Raw genomic sequence first — 17363 nt, forward strand, 5'->3', positions numbered from 1 at the left:
ACCCCGCCACGATCGCGGCGGGGAGCGCCACCGCCGCGGCGCCGATCCCGAGCCACGCCGTGAGGTCCTGGCTGCGCGAGATCCGGCCCTTCTGCCGCGCTTCGCGCAGGTGCTTGTCCGTCGCCTTCTCGCTGCGCTCACCGCTGTCGTTGCTCATTGCTGCACCCCCCGCATCATGCGGAACGCCTCGGACGTCAGCGCGTCGACCAGCCCGGGAAGGGCGATGAACACGGTGCCCGCCAGCATCAGCGTGAGCAGGATCTTCACCGGGAAGCCCATCGCGAAGGCGTTGAGGGCCGGGGCGACGCGCGTGATGAGGCCGAGGCCGACATCGGCGAGGAACAGCACGAGGATCAGCGGCCCCGCGATCTGCACTGCAGCGAGCACCATCTGCGAGACACCGGTCACGAGCAGCTCGGCGGGCGCTGACACATCGAAGATGCCGCTCACCGGAACAGCCTCGAAGCTGCGAGCGAGTCCGGCGAGGATGACCTGGTACCCGCCGGATGCGAACAGCAGCGCCAGGGCGGCGAGGTGGAACAGTCGGGTGAACTGCGCACCGTTGATCATCGACTGCGGGTCGAACGCCTGCGCGAGCTGGAAGCCGCCGAACACGTCGATCAGGTTTCCGGCCGATTGCAGCGCCGAGAAGCAGAGCATCACGAGGAACCCGAGCAGCGCACCGGTGAGCACCTGCACCACCAGCGCCCCGAGGAACGGCCCGGTGCCGAGATTCTCGTAGCCCGGCGCCACGGCGGCGCCCATCGCCAGGGACAGCCCGATCGCCAGCATCGCTTTGATGCGCATCGGGATGCCGCCGTAGGAGAACGGCGGCGCAATCACGATGAACGCGGTGATGCGCACGGCGGCGAGCATCGTCGCCTCGAGCCATGCCAGGTCGATCGGGATGTTCACGTCATCCGCCGCTCAACAGCATCGGGATGCGGTCGAACATGTCGTTCGTGAAGGCGATGATCTCGGCGATCATCCAGTTTCCGGCGATCAGCAGCGCGATCGCGACGGCGACGATCTTCGGCACGAACGACAGCGTCACCTCCTGCACCTGGGTGATCGACTGCAGCAGCGAGATGCCGAAGCCGACGACGAGCGCGGTGATGAGAATGGGGGCCGCGAGCTTGGCCGCGATGAGGAGCCCCTGCGTGCCGATGTCGAGTACAGCTTCCGGGCTCATCCGACCCCTCCGTAGCTCTCCAGGAGCGATCTGATGATCAGCCCCCACCCGTCGACCAGGATGAACAGCAGGATCTTGAACGGCAGCGAGATCATCACCGGCGGAAGCATCATCATGCCCATCGACATCAGCGCGGCGGCGACGACGAGGTCGATCACCAGGAACGGCACGAAGATGACGAAGCCGATGATGAACGCCGCGCGCAGCTCGGAGATCATGAACGCCGGGATCAGCGTGTACAGCGGCACGCTCTCCGGGTCGGCCGGGTTGTCCTGCCCCGCCATGCGCGACATCAACGCGAGGTCCTCCTCGCGCGTGTATCCCAGCATCCACTGCTGCAGCGGAGCCTGGCCGATGTCGAACGCCTGCGTGAACGTAATCGAGCCCTCGATGTACGGCTGCACCGCGACCGTGTTGATCTCGGTGAGCACCGGCCACATGATGAACAGCGACAGGAACAGCGACAGCCCCGCCAGCACCTGATTCGGAGGGATGCTGGGGAGCGAGAGAGCGTTGCGGGTCATCGCGAGCACCACGAAGATCTTCGTGAACGACGACATCATCAGCAGAAGTGCCGGCGCCACCGACAGCAGCGTGATCCCGAGCAGGGTGAGGATCGAGCCGGAGGGGGAGCCGTCGACGCCGTTGATGTCGATCGTGAGCAGTGGCACGACATTCATCGGGTGCAGCAGGTTCATCGTGAGCGCCGGAGGGCCTCGGCGGTCTGTCGCCAGGTTTCGGGGGAGATGATCGAGCCGCGTAGGGGATCGTTGCGGTGCCGCACGCGGCGACGTAGCTGCGGCACGGGCGTCGTGGACGCCCCGGCGAGGATGCTGTCGAAGGCGGTCGCGCTCGGGCTGGGAGCCTCGTCCTGAGGATGCTGCGGCGCGGAGTTCACGCTGACGCCCGCGGTATCCGTCTCGTCGGTCGTCGGCGCCTCGGCAGCCAGCTTGTCGACGACGTTCACGCCGTGCTCTGTGACGCCGAGCACATATCGCGCGTCGGCGGTCTGCACGACGACGAGCTGAGCCTTCGCGCCGAGGTTCTGGCGGCCGAGCACCGTGATCGCCTCGGCGTCGCGGCGGCGCGTCGTCTTGCGGGCGAACCTGCGCTGCAGGAACCAGAGCAGCCCGAGCACCGCCGCCAGCGAAAGGGCGACGCGCAGTGCAACGAGCAGGTCGTCCAGAATCAGGCCTCGACGTTCTCGAGAATCCGGGTGATGCGCACCGCGTAGTCCTGATCGACGACGACGATCTCGCCGTGGGCGATGATGCGTCCGTTGAGCTTCACATCGGCGGGGGCGCCGGCCGAGCGGTCCAGCTCGACCACGCGGCCGGGCTCGAGGTCGAGCACGTCGCGCACGGCCATGCGGGTGCGCCCTATCTCGACCGTGAGCTCCATCTCGACGCCGGCGATGCGCTGCAGTCGGCGCGATGACGTCACGACGTTCGCGGGGCTCTGTGTGACGCGCACGGCGATGCGTCCGATCGTGCGATCGGTCTCGTCCTGCAGATCGAACAGCTGCGCCGCGGGGTGCGAGAAGATCGCGGAAGCATCGCCGATGCGCGCCTCTCCGAGCGCGCCGGGGCCGAGGGCACTGGTGGAGGCCTCCAGCGCGTCGACGAGCCGGTCGGCGAGCGGCGCGTCCGGCAGGCCGTCCACGAGTGCGAGCGGGTCGAGGATCTGGACGGCGAGCTCTGCGCTGGCCTCTCCCACGAACGAGACCACGACAGCGTCGCCGGTGTCGCCCGACGAGCGCGAGGGCTGGACGGTGGTGGGAGCCGCGGTGGGCAGCCGTGCCGCGAAGGCAGCGGCGATGGCGGTTTCGTAAGCGGTGGTGCTGGTCACGCGGACTCCTCGGAGGCGGGGTCGGAAACAGTGGTGGTGACGACGCAGGCGAGGCGTGCGCCGGAGGTGCCGACGGCTGCGGTCGCGATCGGCTGGTCTCCGGCGAGGAGCATCAGCGGGCGGTCGGCGGCGTGCGGCAGCGGCACGAGGTCGCCGACCGAGAGGCCGAGCACTTCGCGCGGGAGCATGGTCCGCGGGCTCAGGCGCAGCGCGAGTTCGATCGGTGTCTCCTCGACCTGTCGGCGGACGAGTTCCGGACTTGCGGATTCGTCGGAGGCTGCGACGTTCCGGAACATGCTCAGGATGGATGCCGGCAGCATGACGCTGGTCGGCACCGAGCGGCCGCCGAGGCGCATGGCGAGCTGTGCGACGATCACGGGCTCGGTGGCGGCGGCGACCTGCGCGAACTGCGAGTTGTACTGGATGCCGGTGATCGAGATCCCCTGCGGGAGGAGGCCGTCCATCGTCTTGGTCAGCAGGTCGATGGCATCCCGCATCAGGGCGCCGATCAGAGCCTGCTCGATCGGGGTGAACGTGCGCTCCTCAGCGGTGGTGGTGGGGCGTCCGCCCACCATCTGCACGATCCAGGCGGTCGCGGCGGACGACGGGAACTGCACGATCATGCGCTCAGGCGAATCGGGGAGCGCGCACACGACCAGAGCCGTGGTGGTCGGCAGCGACTGCGCGTATTCTCCGTAGGTCAGCATCCGCACGTACTCGACGCTGACCGTCGCGCGGCCGCGGATCTTGGCGGAGAGGTCGGCGGACCACTGACGGGAGAACGTCTCGAAGGCCAGCTCCAGCGCGCGTGCGTGCTCGCGTGACAGCGTGGCGGACCTCTCGAAGTCGTACACCGTGATGTCGGCGGTCGGCGAAGACGTACCTGTCGGCGTTTCCGCTTGCACGACGGATCGCGCGCTGTCCTCGATCACCACGAACTCCACTATCGGGCGGTGACGGACGCGCGTAAGGCGACAGGTCGATCAGGGTCCCGGCTTCGTGCCGGCCTTGGAGGCCTGCACTGTCGGGAGGAGTTCACGCACCTCCTCCTTGACCTGAGAGAGGACGACGATGTCGACCCGTCGGTTCTTCGCAAGAGCATCGGCGCTGGTGCCTTCCGCGATGGGTCGGGTGTCGGCGTAGCCGACCGACTTGACGTTGCTGGGCGTGAGGCCGCACGCCTCCACGAGGTGGCGGAGGACCTGGGTGGAGCGCCCGGAGGACAGCTCCCAGTTCGTCGGGAACGGGGCCGCGGCGACGCGATGGTCGGCGTGGCCCTCCACGGAGATCTCGTTCGGGACGTCGACCAGTACGGTGCCGAGGGTGTCGAGCACCGAGACGGCCTTGGCGCTGAGGTTCGTGCTGTTCGTCTCGAAGAACGTCTCTGCGCTGACGAGTCCGATCGTCAGGCCCCGGTCGTCGATCGTGAAGGTGACGTCGGCCTCGAGGCCGTTCTGGGCCAGCGCGTCCTTCATGCGATCGCGCAGCGCGGAGAGCTCTTCGAACTCCTCGAGCGCGGCGTTCAGGTAGGGGTCGGCGGGCTCGCCGTCCTCGTCGATGAGTTCCTCCGGCACGACGACGCCCTCTGCGACGTCGGCGAACTCCGTGGGATCCTGTCCGAAGCCGGTGGCCAGCGAAGCGCTGAGCGCCTCGAATTTCGCCTGGTCGACTGTGGACATCGCGAACAGCACGATGAACAGGCACATCAGCACCGTGATCATGTCGAGATACGACGCCATCCAGCGCTCATCGGGCCCGCTGTGCTCGTTGTGTGGGACCTGTCGTCGCGCTCGGACGCTCATGGTGTCGGTGCCGGATCCGCTGCCCCTCGGTCCGCACCCCTGCGGTTGGATTTCGTCTGCGAACGGTCGGAGACCAGCGCGCGCAGGCGCTCTCCGACGAACTGCGGCGGCGAGCCGGCCTGCACGGCCAGCATGCCCTCCATCACCAGTGTCATCCGCTCGACCTCCAGCTCGCCCAGACGCTGGAGACGGCCGCCGATGGGCAGCCAGATGAAGTTGGCCGACAGCAGGCCCCACAGCGTCGCGACGAACGCGGCGGCGATCATGTGCCCCAGCTCGTCGGGCTGGTCGAGGTTCTCGAGCACGTGAGTCAGCGAGACGACCGTGCCGACGATGCCGACCGTCGGCGCGTAGCCGCCGAGGGTCATGTAGAACTTGGATGACGCGCGATTGCGCGACGCCACGGACGTGACCTCATCCTCCATCAACGTGCGCAGCTCTTCGGCGTCGACGCCGTCGGCGATGCTCTGCAGCGACTGGCGCAGGAACGGATCCTTCTCGTCGGGGAGCGACTGCTCGAGGGCGAGGAGACCCTCGGAGCGAGCCTTTTCCGCGTAGCCGGTGATCGCGTCGATCATCTTGGACGCGCTTCCGCGGTCGCCGCGGAAGGCTCGTGGGAGGGCCTTGATCGCATAGGTGAAGTCGCGGATCGTTCCGGTGGCGATGCCGATCGCGATCGTCCCGCCGAAGACGAGGATCATCGGCGCCGGCAGGAGCAGAGCCGTGATGGAGGCGCCCTCCATGGTGATCATGGCGAGCAGGGCGCCGAACGCGATGATGAGGCCGATGATGAGCGACGGATCCATCAGAGCACCGCCTCTGCGCCGTCGGCCAGGGTGCCATCCGCACCTGAGCCGTTCGAACCGGTCAGTCGCGCGGCGGTCGCGAGCACATTGGCGCGATACTGCGTGATCTTGGCGATCACCTCGTCCATCGTCTCGGTGACGACGAAGGTCGCGGCATCCACCATGATGATGGTGGTGTCGGGGGAGGCCTGGATCCGCTCGATCAGGTCAGGGTTCAGCGCGAACCGGGTCTGGTTCAGGCGCGTGACGACGATCATGGGCTCCATCCTGGAAACTTCGGTCCTCGATCCGTGAGGACTGACAGCCCATCCTGGGCCGTCGTGGATGACTGTCGGCCGACGGTCGCCGAGCGTTAGCGCGATGCGGCATCCCGTCGGCATCGGACGCGAAAGGAGGGCCGCCGCTTTCGCGGGCAGCCCTCCTTTCGTGTGCTGAGTGGAATCAGCGCTTCAGGTTCGTCAGCTCCTGGAGCACCTCGTCGCTGGTGGTGATGATGCGCGCATTCGCCTGGAAGCCGCGCTGCGCGACGATGAGGTTCGTGAACTCCTGCGACAGGTCGACGTTCGACATCTCCAGCGCACCGCTGATGATGCCGCCCAGGCCATCGGCACCCGCGGAGCCGATCGTGGCCTGACCGGAGTTGACGCTCGCCCGGAACTGCGACGAGCCGGCCTTCTCGAGCCCGCCGGGGTTGACGAATCCGGCCAGGGCGATCCGCGCCAGCACCTCGGTCTCGCCGTTGCTGAACGTACCGACGAGGCTGCCGTCGTTCGTCAGCGCGTACGAACTGAGGACACCGGCGGGCTTGCCGTTCTGATCCGAGATCTTGAGGTCGCTCACCTCGGCGAATCCGGTGATGGCGGACAAGTCGACCTCGATGCCGTTCACGTTGAACAGCGGGGTGACGGGGTTCTGTGCACCGTCCGGGCCGAACGCCAGCGTCGTGTCATTGCCGTTGCCGTCCGAAACATCCCAGCCGGTCGCCGTGTGGGTGAAAGTGAGGCGCAGCGACGACTCGGTGCCATCGGGGCCGTAGACCTTCACGTCACGGACCAGGACGGCGTCGTCCGCGGCATCCGAGGGCAGGTTGCCGGTGACGGTGGCCGAGGTGGTCTCCGTAGCAGGAGCCAGCGCGCCGACCGGGAGGGTGATGCTGCCCAGGCCCTGGCCCGGGACGATCGCGCCGTTCTGCGCGGTCCATCCCTGCACGAGCGCGCCGTCTGCGGTGACGAGCTGGCCGTTCGCGTCGAAGGAGAAGCCGCCGTTGCGGGTGTAGAGAGTCTCTCCGCCGGACTGCACGATGAAGAAACCGTCACCGGAGATCATGAGGTCGGTCGGCACGCCGGTGGGCTGCGGGGCGCCGGCGGCGAAGTTCGTGCTGATGCCGGCGACCTGAACGCCGAGGCCGACCTGGGCGGGGTTCTGACCACCGGCGCCCTGCTGCGGCATCATCGAGTTCTGCAGCAGCTGCGAGAGGGAGTCCTGGAACTGCACTGCCGACGACTTGAAGCCGGTCGTGTTGACGTTGGCGATGTTGTTGCCGGTGACGTCGAGCATGGTCTGGTGCGAGCGCAGACCCGAGATGCCGGAGAAAAGGGAGCGAAGCATGATTGTGCCTTTCTTGGTGGGTCAGGATCGGGTGGTCTGGGATACGAGGGTGAGGCCGGAGACGGCGTCGAGCGGCACTGCCGTGTCGCCGATGGTGACCATGGGAACGGCGCTGCTGAACGAGACGGCGCTGACGATGCCGGTCTGCTCGACGCCGTCAGCGTCGACATACTGAGCCTCCTGGCCGATCAGCGTCGCGGCGGTCTGCCGCATGCTCAGAGCGAAGTTCTCATTGGTCGTGGTGCTGAGTGCGGTGAGCTGCTCCATGGACGCGAGCTGAGTGGTCTGCGCGATCATCTCGTTCGTGTTCATGGGGGAGCTCGGGTCCTGGTTGGTCAGCTGCGTCACGAGCAGCTTCAGGAACACCTCGGAATCGAGCGTCTGCTTGCGCTCGGTCGCGGGTGTGGTGCTGCCGGTCTGCAGGCCGCTCGTGGCGACGGTGGATACTGTGGAGATCGCGTCGACAGTGGTCATGGTTTCCTCTCGGATCAGGCGTAGACGTCGATGCCGCCGTGCGGCGTCGTGAACGGGGCTGGGGTGGTTGCGGCATCCCCGTCGGGTGTCGCGCGGGCGCCGGTCCTGTCGCCGGCGAGGCCTCGGTCGGACTGCGCGCCGTTCTGCGCGCCTCCGTTCTGCGAACCCTGGCCCTGCGAGTTCTGGCCCTGCGCGGCGGTGAATGCACTGCCGGACTGACCCGCGCCCGATTGGCTCGCGGACTGGCCGGAACCGCCGTCCTGAGAGGAGATGGCGAGGGTGGCGTGGGCGGCCGCACCGGCGAGGTCGCGGCGGAGGTCGGCGAGGATCGTGCGCAATGCGTCGCGGCCGAGGTCGGTCGGCGCGTGCAGCTCGATGTGGATGGCACCGCCGGAGATGTGCGCGCGCACCGTGACGGGGCCGAGGTTCTCGGGCGAGATGGTCAGCGTGAGCTGGTGATCCCCGTCGGGCGCCTGCGTGAGCGCGAGCACGGGGCCGGAGACCTGCGGCAGCAGCGCGGGGCGCGCCATCGGAGCGGCGGCCTGCGCGGGTCCGGCCGCAGCCGTGGCAGGCGTCGCCGGGGCGGCTGGCGCTGCGGCCGGGATATCTGATGCTCCGGCGGTCTCAGCGGCCGATGTCGTGGTCGCCGTCAGCGCTCCCTGAGCGGCTAGCGGTCCCTGGGCTGAGAGCGCCCCCTGAGCTGAGAGCGGCCCCTGAGCTTGTCGAAGGGCAAGCGGGGTTCCGGACGCTTCGACGGGCTCAGCGGCCGGAGTCGTGGCCGGAGTCATCGATCCCTCAGCGGCTAGCGGTCCCTGAGCCTGTCGAAGGGTAAGCGGGTTTCCGGACGTTTCGGCAGGCTCAGCGGCCGGAGTCGTGGTCGGTGTCGGCGCTCCCTGAGCGGCTAGCGGTCCCTGAGCCTGTCGAAGGGCAAGCGGGGTCCCGGTCGCTTCGACAAGCTCAGCGGCCGGAGCCGCGCCGGTCTGCGATCCGTGATCGGCTAGCGGTCCCTGAGCCTGTCGAAGGGTGAGCGGGGTTTCGGTCGCATCGACCTGCTCGGCGGCCCGAGCAGGTCCGGTGAGCGGGGTTCCGGACGCTTCGACGGGCTCAGCGACCGGAGTAGGTCCGGTGATCGGGGTTTCGGTCGCTTCCACAGGCTCAGCGGCCGGCAGCAGAGGTGCCGGGACAGCACTCGCGGCCTCAGCCCGAGTGCCATCTACCTGTGCCTCTCCGGGCGGGGCCGACTCCTCGGATGCCGCGGCGTCCGTTTCAGCATCCAGCGCGGCCGCGCGGCGCGCGTCATCCACGGCATGCGCGAACGCCACCGCACCCTTGCCGGGCGCCTGGGCCGTCGCCGGTTCGGCACTGGAAGCCGTCTTGGCGACGGTGCCGCCGAGCAGGTTCAGCAGGCTCATCTCTCGTCCTCCGTCTGAATGCGCGAAGCGATCTCATCGAGCTCGGCCTGCTCGGACCGCAGCTCGTCCGCGCGCACACGCAGCGCGTGCGCCTGCGCGAGCCGATCCAGGCCGCGCTCGGCGCGGCGGGCGTCCTCGTGCTCCGAGCGTGCCTCTGCCAGGGTCTGCTCCTGGGTCGAGGCGAGCGCGGTGAGATCGGCGAGCATGCTGCGGCTCGCGCTCCGCGCCGCCGCGAGTGCGGCGAGCGAGCGCACGTCGACCGCCTCGGTCCCCTCGCCGGCGAGAGCGGCGCGCAGGTGACGGTCGCGGGCCTCGGTGTGCCGGGCGTCCAGCACGGCGCGAGAGAGCCGTTCGGCCGCCGCGCGCTCCTGGATGCCGCGCACTCGCAGCAGCCCGGCCAGTGAGAACTGCTTGCTCATGAGAGATCTCCGAACGCTGCGACGAGGTCGGTCAGCCGTCGCCAGGACTGCTCGATCGGGCTGGTCTCGTCCAACCGCTGGGTGAGGAAGCCGGAGATCGCCTTCTCGTTCGCGATCGCGGCGTCGATGCGCGTGTCGGCACCCGATTGATAGGCGCCGATGTCGATGAGGTCGTTCGCCCGGCGGCGCGCAGCGAGCACGGCACGCAGCGTGGCGGCCGCGGCGCGCTGCTCCGGCGAGGTGACCTTCCCCGCCACGCGCGAGACCGAGCCGAGCACGTCGATGGCCGGATGATGACCCGACAGCGCGAGTGCCCGATCGAGCACGACGTGACCGTCGAGGATCGACCGAACGGCGTCGGCGATGGGCTCGTTGTGATCGTCGCCGTCGACGAGCACCGTGTAGATGCCGGTGACCGAACCTGCGCGGTCGGTGCCCGCCCGCTCGAGGAGCCCGGCGAGCATCGAGAACGTGGACGGCGGGTAGCCCCTCGTGGCGGGCGGCTCGCCCGCGGACAGGCCGATCTCGCGCTGGGCCATCGCGACGCGCGTGAGCGAATCCATCATGAGGATCGCATGCGCGCCTTCATCGCGGAACGCCTCCGCGATGCGCGTGGCGGTGAACGCGGCACGGATGCGGGCCATCGCCGGCTGGTCCGAGGTCGACACGACGACGACGGATCGGGCGAGGCCCTCCGGCCCCAGGTCGTCCTCGATGAACTCGCGCACCTCGCGGCCGCGCTCACCGACCAGCGCGATCACTGTGACCTCGGCCTCGGTGCCGCGGGCGATCATCGACAACAGCGACGACTTGCCCACGCCGGAGCCTGCGAACAGGCCGACGCGCTGGCCGCGGCCCACGCTGGTGAGAGTGTCGAGAGCGCGTACTCCGAGCGGCAGCGGGACAGCGATGCGGTCGCGCTCCATGATCGACGGCGGTTCGTGGTCGAGGCTCACCTGGGGTCCCGGGATCGGGCCCTTGCCGTCGATCGGCCGGCCGAGGCCGTCGAGCACCCGCCCGAGGAGTCCCGTTCCCGTCGGCACGCGCAGCGCACCGCCGCGGGCGCGCGCCTCGGTGCCGACGGTGAGTCCTGCCACAGGTCCCAGCGGCATGCAGCGCACGCCCTCGTCGCCGGTGGCGACCACCTCTGCATCGACATCTGCACCGATCGTGATCACGTCGCCGATCGCGCACTCCAGCCCGCGCACCTGCACACTGAGACCGCGGATCTGCGACACCTCGCCGACCCGCTCCGGCAGGACCGCTGTGCGCACGGCATCCCAGGCGCTCATGCGTCGCTCTCCGTGACGGCGAGCCTGGCGCGCTCCAGGGCCGACCCGATGCGGGCGTCGACGAAACCGCGCTCGAGCATCGTCACGGCATCGCCGCGCTCCAGCGTCTCGTCGGCGGAGAGCGCGAACGTCGACGGCACCGCATCCAGGCGTTCCAGGGTGCGGATGTCGTCGGAATGCAGCCGGAGCTCGCGCACGTCGGCAGGATCGACGGCGGCCATCGCGCGCCGCACCGCCGACAGGGCCGAGGCGTCGGCATCGGTCAGCTCGCCGGCGACGATCAGCTCGGCCAGCTCGACGGCGCGTGCGAGCACCTGCGACTGCGCGACGGCGGCCAGGTGGCGTTCGCGATCCGCGAGCGAGCGAGCGGCCGCGTGCATGGCGGCGACGGCATTCGCCACCGCCTGCGCGTCGCGTGCCTCACGGGCGGAGCGATCCGCCTCGGCTCGCTCCTGCGCAGCGGCCGCTGCGGCGTTCCCCGCGCGGAATCCCTCGGCGTGCCCCTCGGCGTATCCGCGGACCTTCGCCTTCTCGAACACGGCCTTCTCGCGCTCCGCCGTCAGCCCCTCGCCGTGCAGACGCGGGTAGACAGCGGGGGAGAAGGCGTCAGTAGACATACTCGTCCTCGTCGGTGCGCTGCACCGCGATCTCACCGGCGGCTTCGAGGGCGCGAATCGTGCGGACGATCTCCGCACGCGCCTCTTCGACCTGCGATATGCGCACCGGTCCGAGCGCCCGTGCTTCTTCGTCGAGGTTCTCGCGGTTGCGCTCCGAGACGTTGCGACGGATGACGTCCGCGATCGCCTGATTGGCTCCCTTGAGAGCGAGTGCCAGCGAGCGCAGCGGGATGCCGCGCAGCACGCTCTGGGCGTCGCGATCCTCCAGCTTGACGATGTCGGCGAACGTGAACATGCGCGAGCGGATGTCCTCGGCCAGAGCGCTGTCGAGGGTCTCGATGCTTGCCAGCAGCGCCTTCTCGACCGTGGCGTCCGAGCGGTTGATGATCTCCACCAGGGGCTGGACGCCGCCCAGGGTCTCGGGTGTCTCGCGCGATGCGAACCCGCCGGTGCGGGCCTTCAGCGTGTCGGCGACGATCGCGATCGCGTCCTGCGACGCCGTCCCCATCGTAGCGATCGCATGCGCCACGTCCGTGCGGGCAGGGTCCGGAAGCGCGGCCAGCACGGCGGCTGCCTGCTCGGTAGGCAGGTGCGCGAGCACGAGGGCGACGGTCTGAGGGAGCTCGCCGTCGAGCAGAGTGGCGAGATGCGTCGGGTCGACGGCGATGAGGAATTCGAACGACGAGTTCGCCATCGTCGAGTTGACGCGTCCGAGCACTGCGGCCGCGCGCTCGGCGCCGAACGAAGCTTCCAGCAGGCCGGCCGCGATGTCGCGGCCGCCGCGCGCCGGTGGCAGGTGGCCGGTGGCGATCCGGTGGAACCGGTTCAGCGCATGGGCGGTTGTCTCGGCATCCAGGTTCTGCAGGCCGATGATCTCGGAGGCGACGGCCTCGGCCTCATTCTCGGAGAGGTGCTTCATGACCTCGATCGCATGAACGCGATCGAGATTCATCAGCACCACCGCCGCCGTCTGACGGTCGCTCAGCGCGCTCACGCGGGCTGCCTTTCATCGATCAGCGTGCGCAGCAGCTCGGCCGTGCGCTTCGGATCCTGCCGGCTGAGAGCATCGAGCTCCATCCGGCGCCGCTCCAGGGTGACCTGTGCGGGTTCGCTCTCGATCTGCAGCTCGGGGGAGGGCGCGAGCTGCGGCTCCGGCTCGGTGATCGACAGGGGAATGGTCGGCGCGTCGAGGAGCGCGGTCGGTGCAGTCGTGGTGAGCGCGGTCAGCGGCTCCGGCCGGTCGCCGAACAGCGTGTCGAACTCCGCGGCGGCTCCGTTCTTGCGGCGGGCCCGGACGATCAGCGCGATCACGGCGCCCAGCAGCGGCAGTCCGATGGCGAGGGCGATGACCAGGGTGTTCAGCAGTGCAGCCTGCTGGGCAGCCTGCTCGGCGTCCTTGGCAGCCTTGAGTGCTGCCTGGGCGGCCTCGGCGCTGGTCTGGCTGAACGCCACCATCTCGACGCTGAGCGTGTCGCCGCGATCCTCGTCGATTCCCGCTGCCGCGGCGACGAGGTCGTTCAGCTTCGCGATGCTCAGGTCGCCTGCCGCACCCTGGTCGATCGCGACCGACACCGACTGGCGGGTGAGGGTCCCTGCCGGAGTGGTCGTGGACTGGGTGGTCTTGTTGATCGCGTTGGTGCGGCTCTCCTCGGTCGACTCGGACGTGCCGTCTGCGCCCTCTGACGGTACGGCGATGTTGTCGGGGCCGAGTACACCGGCCTCACTCGTCGTGCCGTTCTGGGTCTGGCTGCGGATCTCCTCGGTCAGGGGAGGCGTGCCCTCGGCGGGCGTGTACGTCTCGTCGAGGCGCTCGTTCTGCGAGCGATCGATCTCGGCGGCGACCGTGACGGTCGCGTTGCCTGCGCCGACCACGGTGTCGAGCATCTGCTGCACGGCCGTGGTCACGCGGGCCTCGTAGTCGCCGGCCTGCTGGTCGACGCCGCCGACCTGGCCGATGCCGACCGCGGACAGGGTCTGCCCGGACTGGTCGACCACGGCGACGTTCTCGGGCTTCATGCCGCTCACGGCCGCGGAAGTGAGGTGCACGATCGATTCGACCTGCTTGGTCGTCAGCGTCGTGCGATCGCCGGTCTCGACGAACACGGATGCGGTCGGGTCGACGGTCTCCGAGACGAACACGCTCTCCTCGGGGATCGCGAGCTGCACGGATGCCGCGGTGACGCCGTCGAGCGCGGAGATCGTGTCGGCGAGCTCGCCCTCGATCGCGCGCTTGTATGTGACGGACTGCTGGAACTCCGAGGTCGTGACACCCATGTCGTCGAGCAGCGAGTAGCCGCCCGAGCTCGACGAGGGCAGCCCAGCGGCCGCTGCGGCCATGCGCTGCTCGTAGACGTCTGACTCCGGCACGAGCACGGTCGAGCCGCCCTCGCCGAGCTCGTACTGCACGGAGGACGAGCGCAGTTGCTCGACGACGGCGTTGGCGTCGGAGGCGCTCAGCCCCGAGAACAACGGCGTGAGCGTCGGGCGGGTGAGCCAGCTGGACAGGGCGAAGATACCCAGCGCGAGTACGGCGACGCCGATGATCGCGATCGTGCGCTGCGCGAGCGTGAAGCCCGCGATGACGCGCCCGATCCGCTGGAACACATTCTGGACGGCCTGGGGCATCAGGCTTGCATCCTCATGATCTCGTTGAACGCGTCGACGCCCTTGTTGCGGACGGCGGCGACGAGTTCGAGCGTGACGGCAGCGCGGGACGAGGCGATCATGGCGGCGTGGATGTCATTCAGGTCACCGGTGACGGCGGCCACCTTCAGAGTGTCCGACTCGGACTGCAGCGCACGCAGTTCGTCGATCGCGCCGGTGAGGCTCGTGGCGAACGCCGAGTCGCCGGTCGACGCCGTGTCCGCGACCGGGGAGGTCGGGACGGAGAAAGCCGAGGAGATGCCCTCGATGCCGGTAACAGATGCCATCAGCTGCGTCCGATCTGCAGGGCTGCTTCGTATGAGTTGCGGGCACGGTCGACGATCGCGGCGCTCGCCTGGTAGCCGCGCTGGGCGAGGATGAGCTGGCTCATCTGGTCGCCGAGGTCGATGTCCGGAAGACGGACATAGCCGTCTTCGTCGGCGAGAGGATGATCGGGCTGATGCACGAGGCGGCCCTCCGCGCTCCCGAGCGCGGTGCCGGCGACGTACACGCCGGGCGACGCGTCGCTCGTCTGCGCGAGCACGTAGCGCTGACGGAACGCCTCGTCGTCGGTGGCCGAGACGGTGTTGATGTTGGAGATGTTGTCGCTGATGGCATCCAGCCACTTGCGGTGCACGGTCAGGCCGGTGCCGGCGATCCCGATGGCGTCGAAGGTCATGATGTCCTCATCGCGGTGCGCATGGACGAGAACGATCCGTTGATCGCCTGCGTCGCGAACTGGTAGCGCAGCATCGTGTCGACGCTGGAGAGGGTCTCGGTGTCGAGATTGACGTTGTTGCCGTCCAGGCGGGTCGGCTCGAGCGATTCGCCGACGGTGGCCGTGACGCTGCCGCTTCCGGATGCGACGGCATCCGCGAGAGCCTCCTCGAACTGCACGCGCTTGGCGTGATAGTTCGGGGTGTTGATGTTGGCGATGTTGTCGGCGATGGCGCGCTGGCGCAGCGCGAGACCGTCGAGGGCGCTGGAGAGCGCAGAAATGGTCACTGAATCGAACACGAACCCGGTTCCCGTCGGTGGGTGGTGTGGCCGATCCATGGCCGTTTCAGTCGAGCGTTCCCTGCTCTGGGTGCTCTATCGGCCGGTTCGCGAGGTTCGTTAGGAGCGCTCTCATCCGTCCACGTCGAGGTAGGCCGGGGCATCAGGCCGTCCGGCGGGCACACGGCGCAGTGCGTCGAGCTGCTGCTTGACGTCATCGAGCTCAGTCGCGGTGCGCGCGATCCGCTCCTGCTGAAGCCGCAGCAGCCGGCGGGCGCGATCTGCGAGTTCAGTGGGGAGCGGTGCCTTCGGCGCGGTCCAGGGTTCGAGCATCTCTGACGCGCTGTCGAGAACGCGCTCGAAGCGGTCCAGTAGCGCGGTCCATTCGGAGTCGGTCACGAGGCGCGGGCCTGGGTGACCGAGGCGGCAGCAGCGTGCCACGCTTCGCGCAGCGGCACGACGAGGTCGTGGCACGAGCGGGTGCGCTCAGGGTCGCGGCCGATGTTCGCGCCGATCAGGGTCTGCGTGAGGAAGGCGTAAAGCGCGCGGAGCCCCGGGCTTCCGCCCCAGTCGTTCGACAGCGACGAGGTCAGCTCGGCGACGATCGACTGCGCGTGCTGCAGTTGAGTGTTGGCCTCTGTCCAGTCGCCGGCGCGCTGGGCGGCCTCGCCGCGCTCGATGTCGAGCATCAGTCGGTCGTACAGCATGGTCACGAGGCGCTCGGGCGTCGCCGAGAGCACGGCGTCGTCACGGTAGCGCTGCTGAGCCCGGAGGGCTGCGGTGGCGTTCATATCAGTTCGATCCAGTGTCGTAGCTCGGCAGGCTGGAAAGCTGCGAGGTGAGGTAAGCGGACTGCGACTGCATCTGCGACAGCATCGTCTCCAGTCGCGCGTAGGTGCGCTCGAGCGTCGCCCGCCGCTGTTCCAGGCGCACGTCCCAGCTCTCGAGCTGCCTGCCGAGGGAGTCGACCTCGCTCTGTTGTCCGGTGATGCGGGCGGTGAGGAGGCCGTCGTACTTGTCGGAGTACGTCTCCGCTGTCTGCTGCACGCGCTCGGCCACGCCCGTGAACATCGCCGTGACGGCATCCGGGTCGTCGGCGAGTGCCGCGGCGAACTTGGTCTCGTCGATCGTGAGCACGCCGTAGCGGTCGATCGAGATGCCGATGCTCGAGGGGGAGACGCCGTCGATCGGATGCTGGACCGCCTGCGCGAGCGACTGGCGCAGTGCGCGCACCGTGCTGTCGCCGGTGAAGACGCCGAGCGTCGTGGCGTCGTCGCCTGTGCCGACGGTCGCCTTGGAGCCGTTGTCGATGCGGGTGAGGAGTGAGGCGATCTGCTTCACGAAGTCGGCGGCGGCTGTCGTGCGGGCCTTGTCGTCGACAGCGACGCCGACGGTGACCGGATCGGCCGACGCGGCGGTGACCGTGACATCGACGCCTGCGAACAGATCCGTGAACGTGTTCTTCGACGAGGTGATGACCTGCTCGGCGGCGGTACCCGCCCACAGTCGCACTTGTGCGTCGGAGCCGGTCGTGACGACGGCGGCGCCGGGAGCAGTGGCGACGTCTGCGGCGGTTCCGGCCGCGACGGCGGCTTCATCGCCGCGGAACACACGGAACGCGCTGTCCGCGCCGGACTCAGCGGAGATGAGCTGCAGACGCTGCACGGGGTTGCCGTCGACATCTGTTCCGGCCGCGACGACGCTGGCCGAGATGCCGAAGCCCGCGGAGTTGATCGCGCGCGCGACGTCCGTCATTGACGACGAGCTCGCGGTGATCTCGAGGCGTTCGCCGGCGGCGTTCTCGAGCGTGAGAGTGGGGGGAGCGTCCGGCCACTCGGCTGATGCCGCGGTGACGACGGTGTGCTTCTGCGCGAGGCGGTCGACGACGATGTCGGCCGTGAGGGCCGCGGCGCCGGGGCGGAGGGCGACGGTGACGTTGTTGGACGATGAGGTCGCTGAGAAAGTGTTTAGGCTCTCGCCGGATGCTGCTGTCTTCGCTTTGGCCGCGAGGTCCTGCAGGGAGGTGTTCAGGGTCTGGAGCTGCGAGATGATGAGCTTCTTGTCATCGGCCTTCGCGCTCATCAGATTGCGGGGAATGGCTTGCACGTCCATGAGCGCGTTGATGAGCTCGGTGGTGTTGAGGCCCGAGACGAGGCCGTCGAGTGCGATACCCATGGGTGCCTTTCCGGATCAGATGCGGGTGCGGATTCCGGGTGGGCGACGGTCGGCCGCCCACCCGGAACCAGCGAGCGAC

24 protein-coding genes are annotated in these 17363 nt (G+C 68.9%); all 24 read right to left on the reverse strand.

Translation table 11 applies throughout. From position 1 onward, the window contains the following. Positions 1-157: EscU/YscU/HrcU family type III secretion system export apparatus switch protein (locus MAE01_RS10450; RefSeq protein ID WP_186806206.1), on the reverse strand; the 157-nt coding region annotated here is incomplete at its 3' end. Then, positions 154-915, reverse strand: coding sequence for a flagellar biosynthetic protein FliR (locus tag MAE01_RS10455; RefSeq protein ID WP_147039503.1), 762 nt, complete (start codon positions 913-915; stop codon positions 154-156). The genes MAE01_RS10455 and MAE01_RS10450, both read right to left, overlap by 4 nt. A gap of 1 nt (position 916) precedes the next feature. Beyond that, the gene (fliQ, locus tag MAE01_RS10460; protein ID WP_147039504.1) at positions 917-1192 is read right to left on the reverse strand and encodes a flagellar biosynthesis protein FliQ; all 276 of its coding nucleotides are present in this window, start codon (positions 1190-1192) and stop codon (positions 917-919) included. After that, a complete protein-coding gene (gene fliP, locus MAE01_RS10465) occupies positions 1189-1890 on the reverse strand; it encodes a flagellar type III secretion system pore protein FliP (protein ID WP_147039505.1) in 702 nt (233 codons plus the stop codon). Before fliP ends, fliQ begins: the two co-directional genes overlap by 4 nt. Continuing rightward, entirely contained in the window at positions 1887-2330 is a 444-nt protein-coding gene (locus MAE01_RS10470) for a FliO/MopB family protein (RefSeq protein WP_229718069.1), read from the reverse strand. The genes fliP and MAE01_RS10470 overlap by 4 nt, the downstream gene beginning before the upstream one ends. A 50-nt stretch (positions 2331-2380) precedes the next feature. Beyond that, a complete protein-coding gene (gene fliN / locus MAE01_RS10475; RefSeq protein WP_147039507.1) occupies positions 2381-3040 on the reverse strand; it encodes a flagellar motor switch protein FliN in 660 nt (219 codons plus the stop codon). Further along, complete coding sequence (locus MAE01_RS10480) at positions 3037-3972, reverse strand: flagellar motor switch protein FliM (protein ID WP_229718068.1); 936 nt, start codon at positions 3970-3972, stop codon at positions 3037-3039. The genes fliN and MAE01_RS10480 overlap by 4 nt, the downstream gene beginning before the upstream one ends. A 51-nt stretch (positions 3973-4023) precedes the next feature. Beyond that, positions 4024-4842 carry an OmpA/MotB family protein gene (locus MAE01_RS10485; protein WP_147039509.1) on the reverse strand — a complete coding sequence of 273 codons (819 nt, stop codon included), beginning with the start codon at positions 4840-4842 and terminating at the stop codon, positions 4024-4026. Continuing rightward, complete coding sequence (locus tag MAE01_RS10490) at positions 4839-5648, reverse strand: motility protein A (RefSeq protein WP_147039510.1); 810 nt, start codon at positions 5646-5648, stop codon at positions 4839-4841. The genes MAE01_RS10485 and MAE01_RS10490 overlap by 4 nt, the downstream gene beginning before the upstream one ends. Further along, a complete protein-coding gene (locus tag MAE01_RS10495; protein WP_147039511.1) occupies positions 5648-5905 on the reverse strand; it encodes a flagellar FlbD family protein in 258 nt (85 codons plus the stop codon). Before MAE01_RS10495 ends, MAE01_RS10490 begins: the two co-directional genes overlap by 1 nt. Before the next feature lie 184 nt (positions 5906-6089). Continuing rightward, entirely contained in the window at positions 6090-7256 is a 1167-nt protein-coding gene (locus MAE01_RS10500; protein ID WP_147039512.1) for a flagellar hook protein FlgE, read from the reverse strand. A gap of 21 nt (positions 7257-7277) precedes the next feature. Then, positions 7278-7730: a flagellar hook assembly protein FlgD gene (locus MAE01_RS10505; RefSeq protein ID WP_147039513.1), complete on the reverse strand. Its 453-nt coding sequence runs from the start codon at positions 7728-7730 to the stop codon at positions 7278-7280. Between the two features lie 14 nt (positions 7731-7744). Beyond that, positions 7745-9142, reverse strand: a complete 1398-nt coding sequence (locus MAE01_RS10510) for a flagellar hook-length control protein FliK (RefSeq protein ID WP_147039514.1) — start codon at positions 9140-9142, stop codon at positions 7745-7747. Then, positions 9139-9561 carry a flagellar FliJ family protein gene (locus MAE01_RS10515; RefSeq protein ID WP_147039515.1) on the reverse strand — a complete coding sequence of 141 codons (423 nt, stop codon included), beginning with the start codon at positions 9559-9561 and terminating at the stop codon, positions 9139-9141. The genes MAE01_RS10510 and MAE01_RS10515 overlap by 4 nt, the downstream gene beginning before the upstream one ends. Beyond that, on the reverse strand, positions 9558-10853 hold the full coding sequence (locus tag MAE01_RS10520; protein ID WP_147039516.1) for a FliI/YscN family ATPase: 1296 nt from the start codon (positions 10851-10853) through the stop codon (positions 9558-9560). Before MAE01_RS10520 ends, MAE01_RS10515 begins: the two co-directional genes overlap by 4 nt. Next, a complete protein-coding gene (locus MAE01_RS10525) occupies positions 10850-11470 on the reverse strand; it encodes a FliH/SctL family protein (protein ID WP_147039517.1) in 621 nt (206 codons plus the stop codon). Before MAE01_RS10525 ends, MAE01_RS10520 begins: the two co-directional genes overlap by 4 nt. Next, positions 11460-12464, reverse strand: coding sequence for a flagellar motor switch protein FliG (gene fliG / locus MAE01_RS10530; protein ID WP_147039518.1), 1005 nt, complete (start codon positions 12462-12464; stop codon positions 11460-11462). Before fliG ends, MAE01_RS10525 begins: the two co-directional genes overlap by 11 nt. Then, positions 12461-14095, reverse strand: coding sequence for a flagellar basal-body MS-ring/collar protein FliF (fliF, locus tag MAE01_RS10535; protein ID WP_147039519.1), 1635 nt, complete (start codon positions 14093-14095; stop codon positions 12461-12463). The genes fliG and fliF overlap by 4 nt, the downstream gene beginning before the upstream one ends. Beyond that, positions 14095-14400 (reverse strand): flagellar hook-basal body complex protein FliE, encoded by a 306-nt coding sequence (fliE, locus tag MAE01_RS10540; RefSeq protein ID WP_147039520.1) that lies wholly within the window; start codon positions 14398-14400, stop codon positions 14095-14097. The genes fliF and fliE overlap by 1 nt, the downstream gene beginning before the upstream one ends. Next, positions 14400-14792 (reverse strand): flagellar basal body rod protein FlgC, encoded by a 393-nt coding sequence (locus MAE01_RS10545; protein WP_147039521.1) that lies wholly within the window; start codon positions 14790-14792, stop codon positions 14400-14402. Before MAE01_RS10545 ends, fliE begins: the two co-directional genes overlap by 1 nt. Next, positions 14789-15130 carry a flagellar basal body rod protein FlgB gene (locus MAE01_RS10550; RefSeq protein WP_147039630.1) on the reverse strand — a complete coding sequence of 114 codons (342 nt, stop codon included), beginning with the start codon at positions 15128-15130 and terminating at the stop codon, positions 14789-14791. Before MAE01_RS10550 ends, MAE01_RS10545 begins: the two co-directional genes overlap by 4 nt. 111 nt (positions 15131-15241) lie before the next feature. Next, a complete protein-coding gene (locus MAE01_RS10555; protein WP_147039522.1) occupies positions 15242-15508 on the reverse strand; it encodes a hypothetical protein in 267 nt (88 codons plus the stop codon). Continuing rightward, on the reverse strand, positions 15505-15900 hold the full coding sequence (fliS, locus tag MAE01_RS10560) for a flagellar export chaperone FliS (RefSeq protein ID WP_147039523.1): 396 nt from the start codon (positions 15898-15900) through the stop codon (positions 15505-15507). Before fliS ends, MAE01_RS10555 begins: the two co-directional genes overlap by 4 nt. Position 15901: 1 nt before the next feature. Next, on the reverse strand, positions 15902-17284 hold the full coding sequence (fliD, locus tag MAE01_RS10565; RefSeq protein ID WP_147039524.1) for a flagellar filament capping protein FliD: 1383 nt from the start codon (positions 17282-17284) through the stop codon (positions 15902-15904). Positions 17285-17363: the final 79 nt, after the last annotated feature.

It is taken from the genome of Microbacterium aerolatum (assembly GCF_007988825.1).
Lineage (GTDB): Bacteria > Actinomycetota > Actinomycetes > Actinomycetales > Microbacteriaceae > Microbacterium > Microbacterium aerolatum.